Consider the following 14,110-nt stretch of genomic DNA (forward strand, 5'->3'; position numbering starts at 1 on the left):
GTTTACAGGGTGATGAAGCTAATAAGCGCGTAGCATTTTTTACAGTAGGTGTAGAAAATGCGAATATGACGCGTTTAAATCAAATAACTGTGCGTACACCACTGAAACTGAAAGGATTAAACTTTATCGAAATGTTTGTCTGGCTATCAACTAGTATGTCAGCTGTTTCTCATTCACAGGTAGACGAACAGGTAGCACTACCACCGATTGGTTGGGGGACTGTTTAATTAAAAATCGCAGCTTGATGTTGACACAGCTAGCTGTTGGGAAAAAAATCTATGAAAATATCAAAACAGATTGCTCAATGGCGGATTGTAGCTGCGTCTGTATGTGGTACAAGTCACTTAAAAAATAAGCAATTATGTCAGGATGCTCATCACTGGCAGATATTGTCAGATAATATTTTAGTGGCGGCCGCAGCAGATGGTGCGGGTTCTGCATTACTGGGGAAAGTGGGAGCGATGATTGCTGTAGAGACAGCAATAGCAAACATTTCAAGCATTGGAATCACCCGAAAGATTTTGAGTGATGATGCCTTAGTGCGATCGCTCTTAAATGATGCCATACTAGCCGCCAAAAAAGCTGTGGAGGATGAGGCGGCTACTTGTGACAAACAGCCTCAAGATTTAGCAACTACCTTGATTATGATGGTTGCTACCCCAGAAGTTGTAGCTGTAGTGCAAATAGGTGATGGTTTGGCAGTGGCAAAAGATCGCACGGGCAATCTGCTCGCACTGACTATACCTGATAGCGGCGAATACATCAACGAAACCACTTTTTTAACTTCGCCTACTGCCTTAGATACAGCGCAGATGAGATTATGGCGCACCGACATAGTTAATGTTGGTATCATTACTGACGGACTACAAATGCTGGCTTTGAATATGGTTGTTGGTGAACCTCACAAACCCTTCTTTTTTCCGCTATTTGAATTTGTCGCCAATACCGAGGATAAGACAGAAGCAAAGGAGCAGTTGGTAAAGTTTTTACGCTCAGACCGAATTACGCAACGCACTGATGATGATTTGACACTCATTATAGCTGCATTCAACGACTCATGAGCAATCAATTTACAGGTTTCACATCTTAAATAACTTCCGTTAGCGGTAATTTCATTATGCAGGTACTACGTTGTTCCCCTAGAAAAGAAATCCTCAGCCTCAATGTCAGTTTGGGGCGTGGCGGTGAAGCTTGTGTTTATGCAGTGCCATCCGATAACCATTTGGTGGCGAAAATATACCACAAGCCAACCACTGCCCATGCTGATAAATTACAGGCGATGCTTGCCAACCCCCCAGAGAACCCTACGGCTAGTTTGGGGCATATCTCTATCGCTTGGCCAGAGGATGTATTGCGGGCAGCAGATGGCAAAAATAGCATCCTGGGCTTTTTGATGCCACGGATTCAGGGGATGCGTCCAATCATCGACTTTTACAACCCCAGAACCCGTCGCCAACACTGTCCCCTATTCAACTATCAGTACCTGCTCCGCACGGCTCGTAACTTGGCGGCAGCATTTGCAGCTTTGCACGCTAGTGGATATTGTATTGGTGATGTAAACGAGTCAAATATCCTCGTCAGTGATACGGCATTGGTGACTTTGATAGACACAGACTCTTTTCAAGTAACCGACCCCAACAGCAATGTTGTTTATCGCTGCCCAGTTGGTAAACCAGAATTTACTCCACCAGAACTACAGAATAAAACTTTTGCCCAGCACGATCGCGAAATTTCTCACGATTTATTTGGGTTAGCGGTGCTGGTATTCCAACTCCTCATGGAAGGCACTCACCCATTTTCGGGGATTTTTCAAGGCGCTATTGAGCCACCGCCCTACGAAGCCCGTATTGCATCGGGGCATTTCACTTACAGCCAAAAGCGGTACGTACCCTACCTACCCACCCCCATTGCACCCCCTTGGGAAATTCTTCATCCCAGCTTACAAGAACTATTTGTCCGTTGTTTTGAAGAGGGTCACAACAACCCACAACTCCGCCCCAGCGCCCAGACTTGGCTCTCAGTAATCGCGGAAGCCGAAGATTCTTTAATTACCTGCACTACAAATCCCCAGCATCGCTACAACAACCACATGCGTAGCTGTCCGTGGTGCGAACGGACAGTGCGATTAGGCGGACGCGACCCCTTCCCATCACATCGGGCTATAGAAGCTAGAGAACATCTCCAACCGCGAATCAAAGCGAAAAAGCGCTACACCCAGACACCGCATTTTCCACAGCGCAGTATGTCACCGCACCTAGCTAATTATTGGCAGCCAGTAATTACCCCAAGCGGTTCATCTTATAAACGTTCCAAGAGGTCAAAATTATACCCAGTTATTTGTTGCTTGATGGGCTTTGGTTTATTGGGATATGCGGACGTAATGATTAAATTTACTCAGCCGTTAGTTTCCCAAAATGCTTACACCCAACAAACCTTGAAGTCTCGCCAGACAATTAACAAACTCAGCTTCGCTGATTACTATCAGCAGGGTTATACAGCTTACAAAAACCGAGACTATGAAAAAGCAATTGCCAGCTTAAGCGAAGCAATTGTACAAGAGCCAACACATGCTAGAGCAATTGTAAATCGCGGCAATGCCCGCTATAACCTGAAAGACTACGAAGGAGCAGTCACGGATTATAGCCAAGCTCTCAAAATCAATCCCAATCAAATCAAAGCTCTGGTGAATCGGGGCAATGCCCGCTATATGCTCGCCGAATATAGCAACGATCCTGATACCGAATATAACCTAGCGATCGCAGACTATAATCAGGCTATTGGTCTGGATAATAATGAAGTTGAAGCTCATATTAGACGAGGGATTGTCCGCACCCAAATGGCTAAATATAGCGGTGAATCTCAACAAGATTACAAAAGAGCGATCGCAGATTTTACTCAGGCGATAAAACTTAATGTATCCAAAGCAGAAGCTTACTTCCAAAGAGGTGTTGTCTATTATCAAATTGCTCAATATAGCAGCAATTATGAGCAAGAATATAAACTAGCGATCGCCGATCTTAACGAAGCATTAACTATTAGCCCCAAACTAGCAAAAGCATATCTCAAACGAGGTATGGTTCGCTATGAGCTAGCACAATATGGCGGTAGTGAATCTAACAAAAATCAGACGAAAGCTATCGAAGATATACAGGCATCTGCCAAAATCTTTCTTGAGCAAGATGATATGGATAATTATCAGCAAGCACTCAGTAATATGTGTGTAGTCGTAGAAAACAAATGCGATCCTTTATTCCAAGGCTCAAGTAATCTAGAAAAAACTAACTAGAAATAAGTAAGTTTTTTTACTTACATATTATTAGTTTTGATTGAATAAATCCAGCCAGACTAGGGTTAGCGCCAGCTAACCCTAGTTATTTTATAGGTAAAATTTTTATTTAACTAAGTAACTTATTTTTAGTTTTATAGATATTCATAGAGCTTTTATATAGAAAAGATGTTAATTTATCTTTCCTTCATAATTTTGCCGGAAATTACAGTTAGATTATTGACTGAGAAAAACAAATCAGAAATCAATTTTTCTCTATCTAAGTGCATCCTCTTCATCTCGATAAAGTCAAATAAGAATATCCCTACAAATCTCCGAGGTAATTGCATGAAAGCGGTGATTTTGGCTGGAGGGCTTGGTACACGCCTCAGTGAAGAAACTAGTATCAGACCCAAGCCGATGGTTGAGATTGGTGGTAAGCCAATTCTCTGGCACATAATGAAGACTTACTCTGCTCATGGCATTAATGACTTCATCATTTGTTGCGGTTACAAAGGTTACATAATTAAGGAGTATTTTGCTAATTACTTCTTACACATGTCAGATGTTACCTTTGATATGCGATTTAACCAGATGAATGTGCATTCTGGTTATGCTGAACCCTGGCGTGTCACCTTAGTAAACACGGGCGATAATACCATGACAGGCGGACGCTTAAAGCGAATCAGCGAACATCTTGGTAATGAAACTTTTTGCTTTACTTATGGTGATGGTGTAAGTAATATTAATATCACCGAGCTAGTTAAATTTCATAAAGAACAAAAAACATTAGGAACACTCACAGCCGTTCAGCCAGCCGGACGTTTTGGAGCCATCTCTTTAGGATATGAGCAAACTAAAATTACCAGCTTTCGAGAAAAACCTGAAGGTGATGGAGCTTGGATTAATGGTGGTTATTTTGTGTTAGAACCAGAAGTAATCAATTTGATTGCTGATGACTCTACAGTATGGGAGCAACAGCCATTAGAAAAGCTAGCTGATATGGAACAACTATCTGCCTTCAAACATGATGGCTTTTGGCAACCGATGGATACTTTACGCGATAAAAACTATCTAGAGGGGCTATGGAATAACAGTCAGGCTCCTTGGAAGGTATGGTAAGGGGACTGGGGACTGGGGACTGGGAACTGGGAAAGAGTTTTTCTATGCCAATACCCAACCCCAAATAACTTTATGGATTTACAGTAATTTCAAGTGCGATAATACTAATGTATGATTTTGCGATTATAGGTGGGGGAATAGTTGGACTGTCTACAGCATTAGCTTTAGGAAAACGCTATCCCAATGGGCGTATTTTAGTACTAGAAAAAGAGAGTCAATGGGCATTTCACCAAACTGGAAATAATAGCGGCGTAATTCATTCTGGTATTTACTACAAACCAGGGAGTTTCAAAGCTAAATTTTGTCGTGATGGTTCGCGCTCTATGGTAGAATTTTGCCAAGAGCATGGAATAGAACATGAAGTTTGTGGTAAAGTAATTGTTGCAACTGAAGAACAAGAACTACCCCGCCTAGAAAATCTCTATCAACGCGGCTTAGACAATGGCATAGAAGTTAAGAGAATTAGCCCCGAAGAAGTCAGGGAAATTGAACCTCACGTAAAATGTGTAGGTGGACTTCGGGTGTTATCAACTGGTATTGTTAATTACAAGCAAGTTTGTTTAAAATATGCCCAGCTAATTCAACAGCAGGGTGGGGATTTGCATCTCAATACAAAAGTTCTGAAAATCTCCGCAAGCGGTAAAAATCAGGTACTGGAAACAAACAAAGGTAACTTTACAACCCGCTTTGTAATTAATTGTACGGGATTGCATAGCGATCGCACCGCCAAACTAGGTAAAGTTGAACCCCAAGCCAAAATCGTCCCATTTCGGGGAGAATACTACGAACTCACCCCAGAAAAACGTTATTTAGTCAAGACATTAATTTACCCAGTTCCCAATCCCGATTTTCCCTTCCTGGGTGTCCACTTTACCCGGATGATTGATGGTAGCGTCCACGCGGGGCCAAACGCGGTTCTGTCACTCAAACGCGAAGGCTACAAAAAAACCGACTTTGACCTACGGGATTTTCTCGAAGTTGTCACCTATCCTGGTTTCTGGAAATTGGCAGCCAAACATGCTGATGAAGGCATCCAAGAAATCATTCGTTCCTTTAGTAAAGCAGCCTTCACCAGAAGTTTGCAAAAACTAATTCCCGAAGTCCAAGCAGAAGACTTAGTTCCCACCCACGCAGGAGTCCGCGCTCAAGCCTTGATGAACGATGGCAAGCTTGTAGATGACTTTTTGATTGTTTCCGGTCAAAACTCCATCCATGTTTGCAATGCTCCTTCTCCTGCGGCCACATCTTCTCTAGAAATCGGCAAAGCGCTTGTGGCAGAAATTCCCCAACTCTCGCATCTAGATAATGTAGTAACTGCATAGATATCTATAGTTACTTCCGGTGCTGCTGAATTAAGCCATGAATCTTGTGGGGTGAACAACATCAGCGCCCGGAAATAAAAGGGATGAGCTTTTCGACCCATCCCATAAGAAAAAGTGTAGTGCATCAATTAATAACCGCTATAAAGCGCTGATAAGCAACAAACATCTCCGAAAATAATTTATGTGTGTGCCTACCAGGGATTTTGGGCAACATGCTGTAGCTATGCGCCCCTACTAAACGAAGAATTTAACTCATCAATACAAAGGCATTAACTACAATGAAAATATTAGTAACTGGAACAGAAGGCTATCTTGGTTCATTATTACCGCCTCTGTTAATTGAACGCGGACATGAAGTTATTGGTCTAGATACTGGTTTTTATAAAGTTGGTTGGCTATACAACGCTAATGGGGTGACACCTAAAACTCTGAACAAAGATATCCGCAACATTACCCCTGATGACTTGGAAGGTGTTGAAGCAATAGTTCACATGGCAGAACTCTCCAACGATCCAGCCGGACAATTAGCACCGAATATTACCTACGAAATTAATCATATTGGTTCAGTTCGTCTCGCTAGCCTAGCTAAAGCTATGGGTGTGCGTCGTTTTGTATATATGTCTTCGTGCAGTGTCTACGGCGTTGCTACCGCAGGTGATGTCACAGAAGAATCCTCAATTAATCCCCAAACAGCCTACGCAGAATGCAAAACTCTCGTAGAAAGAGATGTCAGACCACTCGCTGACGATGACTTCTCTCCCACCTTTATGCGGAATGCTACAGCCTTTGGTGCTTCTCCCCGGATGCGCTTTGATATTGTTTTAAATAACTTAGCAGGGTTGGCATGGACTAGTAAGCAAATAAAAATGACCAGTGATGGTACACCTTGGCGGCCATTAGTCCATGCACTGGATATTTGCAAAGCAATAGTCTGCGCCTTAGAAGCACCACGAGACATTGTACATAACCAAATCTTCAACGTCGGAGATACAGCAAACAACTATCGCGTTAAAGAAATCGCGGAAATTATTGCTGATATTTTTCCAGATTGTAAATTATCCTTTGGTGATAACGGCTCAGATAACCGCAGCTATCGAGTCTCCTTCGAGAAAATCAACACAATTCTCCCCGGATTTAAATGTGATTGGAATGCCCGACTTGGTGCCCAGCAGCTATTTGATTTATTCAGTCAAATAGATATGGCTGAAGATACTTTCTTATTTAGAGGATTTACTCGCTTAAAACAGCTAGAGTATCTAATTCGTACTGAGCAAATTGACAAAGATTTCTTCTGGAATAAAAAGTAGATATAGTTGCCAAACAGCAACAAACAAATATTCTAAAATTCCGAATCAACAATATTTGATTCGGACTTATTTAATCTATCAAAATATTTGCAATTAGTGAGTTAAAGTTTATGGCGATCGCAAAATGTCGTTTCAGTGGCCAACCTCTACACAAAACCTTTATCGATCTAGGAATGTCACCCTTAGCTAATGCTTACCTGACAGCAGAACAGCTAAATCATGCCGAAAAATTTTATCCTCTCCATGCTTATGTCTCTGAAGACACTCTTTTAGTTCAATTAGAGCAATTTGAAACTCCAAATCATATTTTTAGCGACTATGCCTACTTTTCTTCTTACTCGGTTAGTTGGCTAAAACACGCCAAAGCTTACACCGAGATGATGGTAGAAAAATTTGGTTTTAATCATCATAATCAAGTTATTGAAATTGCCAGCAATGATGGCTACCTACTGCAATATTTTTTAGAAAAGGGAATCCCCGTTTTAGGAATAGAACCAGCCGCAAATATAGCTAAGATAGCTCAAGATAGAGGTATTCCTAGTATCAACAAGTTTTTTGGGGTTGAAACTGCCAAAGAACTCGTGATACAAGGAAAACTAGCCGATCTTTTGATAGGCAACAATGTTTTAGCTCATGTACCAGATTTAAATGATTTTATCGCTGGGATGAAACTCATCCTCAAACAAAATGGGATCTTGACGATGGAGTTTCCTCACATTTTACAACTGATTCAGCAAAATCAGTTTGATACTATTTATCACGAGCATTTTTCTTACTTCTCATTCCTCACTATCGAAAAAATTTTTGCAGCGCATAATTTACAACTTTTTGATGTAGAAGAATTAACAACTCACGGCGGTTCTTTAAGAATTTATGCTAAACACGACAATGCTGATAATCCCAGCATTAGCGACCGAGTTAACCATCTAAAGGCAAAAGAAATTGCTGCTGGACTCCATCAGATAGAGACTTATATTACATTTGCCGAAAAAGTCAAAGAAACAAAGCATAAGCTTTTAAGTTTCCTTATAAATGCCAAAGCAGAAAAAAAATCAATCGTTGGTTATGGCGCACCAGCCAAAGGCAACACATTGCTTAATTACTGTGGGATTGGGAAAGATTTTATCGATTACACAGTCGATTGCAATCCTTACAAACAAGACTTATTTTTACCTGGGACTCATATTCCTATCTTTGAACCAGATAAAATCCGCGAAACTAAACCAGATTATGTCCTAATTTTACCTTGGAATCTCAAGGAAGAAATTATGGAGCAAATGGCATTTATTGGCGAATGGGGTGGACAGTTTGTTGTGCCTATTCCTGAAGTCAAAATTTATCCGTGTCCGATTCCGGATAGGCTTTTAATAGCGTCGTAATTACTAGATATAACCCAAAAAGCGCCTTTTGTTACTATTTTTATGTTGTCATTATGAATATAGACAACAGGTAAGAAATAATTAAAAGGCGTAGTTCTATAAAGCTTTTGTTGTCAAATATCAAAAAAATAAACTGGAAAGCAGCTTATTTATGAAAAAGCTGCTGTTAGTAGCCTCTTAACTATAGATTTGAGCTTAATATGAATAAACTCCTGACTATTGCTATTCCTACATTCAATCGTGCCCAGCTTCTAGATAAACAACTTAGTTGGTTGGCTCAAGCTATCAAAGGCTTTGAAGATGAATGTGAAATTTTAGTATCTGATAATTGTTCAACAGATAATACTCAAGAGGTGATTCAAAAATGGCAAACCATACTTAGTAATATTACATTTAACTCAAATAAAAACCCTAAAAATTTAGGCGTAGTTAAAAATATTCTGTATTGTCTTAATTATACTAAAACAAAATATGTGTGGACAATTGGTGATGACGATCCAATTCAAGATAGAGCCATTGCTTATGTAATTAATAAACTCAGACAATATGAAGATTTATCATTATTATTTCTTAATTTTTCTGGTCGTAACCAAATTACTGGTGAGCCAGTTCATCCACCAAAAATTGTTGGTAATCGCTGGTTTGATATAGATAGTGAAGATGGCGATGGTGATGGTAAAGCTATATTTGAACATTGTTTTTCTAAAAGTGTCGGTGCAGTCATTTTTCTGACTGCTACAGTCTATCGCAGTGACCTAGTAAAACGCGCTCTCCAAAATTGGCAAGATGCTGAGAATAACTGGATATCTTTGGCATATTTAGCCGGATATTGTGCTGCTAACGGCAGGGTAATTGTCACTAAAGAGACTTATTTAGAATGTGTTGTTGGTGTGAGTTATTGGCAGAAAGAACCAAAATCAGCGCTGTTAATGCAATACAAACATATCCCCGAAGTAATTTTGAAATTAGAACAAAGTGGATATTCTAAGCAGTTTTGCAGACGGATGCTTTTGCAAAATGGAAAAGAAGTCAACTTAAAAGTTTTCTTGGGTGCTTTAAGAAGATGGCCGATGTCCGCCATCAAAACAGTAGTTCCATTTTTGGCTTTAGTCAGCTTGTGTGCATTTGATGTGATGCTTTCTAAAGAGTTTGGCCTAGCAGAAACAAGTGAAATCTCTACTCAAGAAGTGCGGAACTATAAGCCATAAGCTACGAAGCGACTAAAAAATATATATCAACAATAGAAGGATTTACGTCATGTTTAACGCTATTAAACGCAAAATAGCTACACTTTTGTCTGACTTTGAATATTACCTAGCTCGTTGGAAGCATAGCAGAAATCTGCCAGCATTGGAAGGAAGCGATCGCAACATCCTTAATACTCTCAAAAAAGATGGTGTTTGCGTTACAACATTAGCAGATTTAGGGTTCAACTCTAGCTCCGAAATGCTCAAAGCTGCTTACCATCAATTATCTCAGATGGAAAATCCCACCAATGAGCATCTAAATGAACGTTTGCCACAAATTTACACAGTTACAGGTTTACCAGAATTTTATGCCTGGGGTGTAGAGAAAAGGCTACTCAACATCATCGAAAATTATATCGGTCTTCCTATCGCTTTTCATGGTGTACATTTACGCAAAGATTTCAAGAGTAAACATCAGTTTGGGACGCTACTATGGCATAGCGATGCAGAAGACCGCAGGATTATCAAAATCATTATCTACTTGAATGATGTAGAAGAAAAAACTGGCCCTTTTCAATACCTTCCCCGCTCTTTAACTCCTTTCTTTAGTTGGAATTATTTTCAACTTTACTACAAACTTTATAAGTCGGGCTATATGGGTATCGATGATGAACAAGTAAAATCAGTCATCCCCAAATCAGCTTGGAAATCCTGCTCAGGACCAGCAGGTACAGTAATTCTTGTAGATACGAAGAATACTTTGCATCACGGCACAGTTCGCACAGAAGACAGGTCAACACTGTTCTTGTGTTACACCGCCAATCCCCCCGAACGGCCAGACCTCTGTACCCAATACTGGGATGATACTTATCCCAGAGTAGAGTTACGTTCTGCATCTGATGCAGTTAAAGTTTCAACTTAAAAACGTAAATTTAATTAACCACAGAGACGCAGAGAACACAGAGAAAGATAAGGAAAGGGCATTGCTCGACTGACACAAAATATCTCTCAAACTCTCATATATCTGTGCTCTCTGTGCCTCTGCGGTTCGTTTATTTTTGATGCAAATACTAAGCAGTTAGCAAGTATTTTCTTACTCAACATTCATCTTAAAGGAATCACATGATTTTCACCGCAACCGCACTCAAAGACGCATTCATTATTGACTTAGAAGAAAAACCAGACCACCGTGGTTTTTTTGCTCGGTCTTTCTGCGCTCAAGAATTTGAAGTACACGGATTAAAGCCAACTGTTGCCCAATGTAACTTATCTTTTAACTACAAAAAAGGCACTATTCGGGGAATGCACTATCAAGTTCTGTCAGCAGCAGAAACAAAGTTAATTCGCTGTACTAAAGGCGCTATCTATGACGTAATTATTGATATGCGTCCTGAATCTCCTAGCTTTTTATCACATATTGGTGTGGAACTTACCCCAGAAAACCGCCGGGCTTTGTATGTTCCAGAAATGTTTGCTCACGGCTATCAAGCACTCACAGATGAAACTGAAGTTGTATATCAAGTGGGTGAATTTTATACACCAGGGTATGAAAGAGGTTTACGCTATGATGACCCATTTTTTAACATTGATTGGCCTTTAGATGTGACTGAAATATCTGAGAAAGATTTAAGTTGGCCTTTGTTGAGAATGATGAGTGTTGGTGGTACTTCTAGATAAGTGTAGCGGTATTAGATGGGTTTTTAACGAACCGCGAAGGACGCAAAGAGCGCGAAGGAAAGAAAGGCAGAAATTAGAATTGATTCAGATACAACTATCAATTACTAATTAAAGCTGAGATATTAAGTTAATGAAATTAGGTAGAAATAAATGTCAAATATTCTATCTCGCGTTGAAAATACTATCTCTTTTGTCTCCAACAAAATCCAAGCTCGGATTAATTACGCAAAAACATTACAGGTTGTTTCTCTAAAGCCAAAACAGCCTTCTAAGGGGAATGTACTTCTTTCTTATCGAATTGAGCCATTCCTCTTAAAACCTGGTCAACCAATGCCTAATGACCATACTTGGTACTGGGAAGTTTGGCAAATCGCCCAAACTTTTTTAGACTTGGGCTATAACGTTGATGTTATCCAATTCCACAATGATAAATTCGTTCCACAAAAGGATTACGCTTTTTTCATTGATATCCGTCACCGGATGGAAGCGCTTGCACCAAAACTTAATAAAGATTGCATCAAAATTTTCCACGTTGACATTGCAAATATGGTGTTTCGCAATGCAGCCGAATGCAACAGGCTTCTAGAAGTACAACAGCGCAAAGGTGTAACCTTAAAACCACAGCGATTTGAAGTTCCTAATTTGGGAATTGAATATGCCGATTGTGCAATTGTGTTGGGTAACGATTTCACAACTGATACATTCAAGTATGCCAACAAACCAATGTATCGTATCCCAATTTCTTCGCCTGTTGTTTATCCCTATCCTGATAAAAAAGATTTTGAAGCGGTAAGAAAACGTTTTCTGTGGTTTGGTGGTAGTGCTTTAGTCCTTAAAGGATTAGATTTAGTTTTAGATGCTTTTGCCCAAATGCCAGAATACCATTTAACAGTTTGTGGCCCGGTAAGTAATGACAAAGAATTTGAGCAAGCTTTCTATAAAGAACTGTACGAAACACCTAATATCCATACTTATGGGTGGATTGATGTTAGTAGCCCTGACTTTATAGAGGTGACAAATAATTGTTTAGGGCTTGTTTATCCTTCCGTTTCTGAAGGACAATCAGGAGCGGTAATCAGTTGCTTACAAGCTGGATTACTTCCCATTTTAAGCTACGAATCTGGTGTGGATGTTCACGATTTCGGTGTGATTTTAGAGAACCTTTCCATTGAAGAAATTAAGGCGAAAGTTATCGGTATTTCCAATTTACCTGTAGAAGACTTAAAGCTAATGTCTCGTCAAGCTTGGGAATATGCAAGAGCAAATCATACTAAAGATAAGTTTGCTCAAGTCTACAGAAATGTTGTGGAGCAAATTATCGAAAATCACAGCCAGAAAAAACATCCTGGTTCTATCGTATCTAGCAAACAACCAGTTAGTAGCCATCACTAATCTTAATTCTGATGAAAATGTACTTAATATTTAGCTGTAAGAAATTATTAAGTGCAAGTTTATAGAGAATTTGTATCACAACCAACAGTTCCAAAAAGGAGTTTAGTTCATGATTATTATCGATCGCGCCTTACAAGCCCGTGCAGCAGCAGGAAATCCTATTAAAGTGGGAATGATCGGTGCTGGTTTTATGGGTCGAGGAATTGCCAACCAAATTGTCAATTCCGTGCCAGGAATGGAGTTAGTTGCTATCTCCAATCGCCAGATTGATGCAGCTAAACAAGCTTATTCGGAAGCAGGAATTGAAGAAATTCAAGTTGTTGCAACTGTCAGCGAATTAGAAGATGCGATCGCAAATGGTAAGTATGCAGTCACAGAAGACGCTAAGTTACTGTGTCGGGCTGAGGGCATCGAGGCCATAATCGAAGTCACAGGTGCAGTGGAATTTGGCGCTCACGTCATCATGGAAGCGATCGCTCATTGCAAACATGTGATTATGATGAATGCCGAACTCGATGGCACTATTGGCCCCATCCTCAAAATCTATGCTGACAAAGCAGGTGTCATTCTTACTGCTTGCGATGGCGATCAGCCAGGGGTGCAAATGAACCTCTACCGCTTTGTAAAAAGCATTGGTTTAACTCCCTTATTGTGCGGTAACATTAAAGGACTTCAAGACCCTTATCGCAATCCCACCACCCAGGAAGGATTTGCTAAACGTTGGGGTCAAAAGCCCCACATGGTGGCTAGCTTCGCTGACGGAACCAAAATTTCCTTCGAGCAAGCGATCGTTGCCAATGCCACAGGGATGAAAGTCGCCAAACGGGGAATGTTGGGATATGACTTCAACGGTTATGTCGAGGAAATGACCCATTTATATGATGTTGAACAACTCAAAGAACTGGGCGGCATTGTCGATTATGTAGTTGGAGCAAAACCAGGCCCAGGCGTATATGTATTTGCCACACACGACGACCCCAAGCAACGCCACTATCTCAACTTATACAAATTAGGCGAAGGCCCACTTTACAGTTTCTATACTCCTTATCACCTCTGTCATTTTGAAGTTCCCTTGTCCGTAGCGCGTGCTGTCCTCTTCGGTGATGCCGTTATGTCTCCACTCGCAGGCCCCTTAGTAGATGTTGTCACCACTGCCAAAATCGACCTGAAAGCTGGAGAAACCCTAGATGGCATCGGTTACTACATGACCTACGGACAATGTGAAAATTCCCCCATCGTCCAACAGCAAAATCTCCTACCAATTGGTTTAGCCGAAGGATGTCGCCTGAAACGGGATATTTCTAAGGATCAAGTCCTCACTTATGACGATGTAGAATTACCTGAAGGCAGACTCTGCGACCAACTAAGAACTGAGCAAAACAATTATTTCGCCCCAGAAAAAATCTTGGTAGCAGTTGGGTAATATCGGTTCCAAAAATATTCGCAACAAATAAATTGG

The 14,110-nt window shown here is 40.5% G+C and carries 12 protein-coding genes; all 12 read left to right on the plus strand.

The window, feature by feature from the left end:
- Window positions 1–227, plus strand: a 227-nt coding sequence (locus tag V7K42_RS19015) for a vWA domain-containing protein (protein WP_442938596.1), incomplete at its 5' end; no start/stop codon positions are given.
- 51 nt (window positions 228–278) lie between these two features.
- The gene (locus tag V7K42_RS19020) at window positions 279–1,061 is read left to right on the plus strand and encodes a PP2C family serine/threonine-protein phosphatase (protein ID WP_334918738.1); all 783 of its coding nucleotides are present in this window, start codon (window positions 279–281) and stop codon (window positions 1,059–1,061) included.
- Between the two features lie 56 nt (window positions 1,062–1,117).
- Complete coding sequence (locus V7K42_RS19025; RefSeq protein WP_334918740.1) at window positions 1,118–3,286, plus strand: tetratricopeptide repeat protein; 2,169 nt, start codon at window positions 1,118–1,120, stop codon at window positions 3,284–3,286.
- A 327-nt stretch (window positions 3,287–3,613) separates the two neighbouring features.
- Complete coding sequence (gene rfbF, locus V7K42_RS19030) at window positions 3,614–4,387, plus strand: glucose-1-phosphate cytidylyltransferase (RefSeq protein WP_334918742.1); 774 nt, start codon at window positions 3,614–3,616, stop codon at window positions 4,385–4,387.
- Window positions 4,388–4,494: 107 nt separating this feature from the next.
- Window positions 4,495–5,709, plus strand: coding sequence for an L-2-hydroxyglutarate oxidase (gene lhgO / locus V7K42_RS19035; RefSeq protein WP_334918744.1), 1,215 nt, complete (start codon window positions 4,495–4,497; stop codon window positions 5,707–5,709).
- A 278-nt stretch (window positions 5,710–5,987) separates the two neighbouring features.
- The gene (locus tag V7K42_RS19040; RefSeq protein ID WP_334890566.1) at window positions 5,988–7,016 is read left to right on the plus strand and encodes an NAD-dependent epimerase/dehydratase family protein; all 1,029 of its coding nucleotides are present in this window, start codon (window positions 5,988–5,990) and stop codon (window positions 7,014–7,016) included.
- A 110-nt stretch (window positions 7,017–7,126) separates the two neighbouring features.
- Window positions 7,127–8,395 carry a class I SAM-dependent methyltransferase gene (locus tag V7K42_RS19045; RefSeq protein WP_334918746.1) on the plus strand — a complete coding sequence of 423 codons (1,269 nt, stop codon included), beginning with the start codon at window positions 7,127–7,129 and terminating at the stop codon, window positions 8,393–8,395.
- A 200-nt stretch (window positions 8,396–8,595) separates the two neighbouring features.
- The gene (locus V7K42_RS19050; RefSeq protein ID WP_334918748.1) at window positions 8,596–9,603 is read left to right on the plus strand and encodes a glycosyltransferase family 2 protein; all 1,008 of its coding nucleotides are present in this window, start codon (window positions 8,596–8,598) and stop codon (window positions 9,601–9,603) included.
- A gap of 49 nt (window positions 9,604–9,652) precedes the next feature.
- On the plus strand, window positions 9,653–10,504 hold the full coding sequence (locus tag V7K42_RS19055; RefSeq protein ID WP_334918750.1) for a phytanoyl-CoA dioxygenase: 852 nt from the start codon (window positions 9,653–9,655) through the stop codon (window positions 10,502–10,504).
- Between the two features lie 200 nt (window positions 10,505–10,704).
- A complete protein-coding gene (gene rfbC / locus V7K42_RS19060; RefSeq protein ID WP_334918752.1) occupies window positions 10,705–11,259 on the plus strand; it encodes a dTDP-4-dehydrorhamnose 3,5-epimerase in 555 nt (184 codons plus the stop codon).
- 150 nt (window positions 11,260–11,409) lie between these two features.
- Complete coding sequence (locus V7K42_RS19065) at window positions 11,410–12,651, plus strand: glycosyltransferase (protein WP_334918754.1); 1,242 nt, start codon at window positions 11,410–11,412, stop codon at window positions 12,649–12,651.
- Window positions 12,652–12,760: 109 nt separating this feature from the next.
- On the plus strand, window positions 12,761–14,074 hold the full coding sequence (locus V7K42_RS19070; RefSeq protein WP_334918756.1) for an NAD(P)H-dependent oxidoreductase: 1,314 nt from the start codon (window positions 12,761–12,763) through the stop codon (window positions 14,072–14,074).
- Window positions 14,075–14,110: the final 36 nt, after the last annotated feature.

Origin of the sequence: Nostoc sp. (assembly GCF_036917455.1) — a bacterium.
GTDB lineage: Bacteria > Cyanobacteriota > Cyanobacteriia > Cyanobacteriales > Nostocaceae > Nostoc.

What these genes read in the sequence shown, in the direction of transcription:
- lhgO (WP_334918744.1), top strand. Translation starts at nt 4,495, where the DNA reads ATGTATGATTTTGCGATTATAGGTGGGGGAATAGTTGGACTGTCTACA.
- V7K42_RS19020 (WP_334918738.1), top strand. Translation starts at nt 279, where the DNA reads ATGAAAATATCAAAACAGATTGCTCAATGGCGGATTGTAGCTGCGTCT.
- rfbF (WP_334918742.1), top strand. Translation starts at nt 3,614, where the DNA reads ATGAAAGCGGTGATTTTGGCTGGAGGGCTTGGTACACGCCTCAGTGAA.
- V7K42_RS19070 (WP_334918756.1), top strand. Translation starts at nt 12,761, where the DNA reads ATGATTATTATCGATCGCGCCTTACAAGCCCGTGCAGCAGCAGGAAAT.
- V7K42_RS19025 (WP_334918740.1), top strand. Translation starts at nt 1,118, where the DNA reads ATGCAGGTACTACGTTGTTCCCCTAGAAAAGAAATCCTCAGCCTCAAT.
- V7K42_RS19055 (WP_334918750.1), top strand. Translation starts at nt 9,653, where the DNA reads ATGTTTAACGCTATTAAACGCAAAATAGCTACACTTTTGTCTGACTTT.
- V7K42_RS19045 (WP_334918746.1), top strand. Translation starts at nt 7,127, where the DNA reads ATGGCGATCGCAAAATGTCGTTTCAGTGGCCAACCTCTACACAAAACC.
- V7K42_RS19040 (WP_334890566.1), top strand. Translation starts at nt 5,988, where the DNA reads ATGAAAATATTAGTAACTGGAACAGAAGGCTATCTTGGTTCATTATTA.
- V7K42_RS19065 (WP_334918754.1), top strand. Translation starts at nt 11,410, where the DNA reads ATGTCAAATATTCTATCTCGCGTTGAAAATACTATCTCTTTTGTCTCC.
- V7K42_RS19050 (WP_334918748.1), top strand. Translation starts at nt 8,596, where the DNA reads ATGAATAAACTCCTGACTATTGCTATTCCTACATTCAATCGTGCCCAG.
- rfbC (WP_334918752.1), top strand. Translation starts at nt 10,705, where the DNA reads ATGATTTTCACCGCAACCGCACTCAAAGACGCATTCATTATTGACTTA.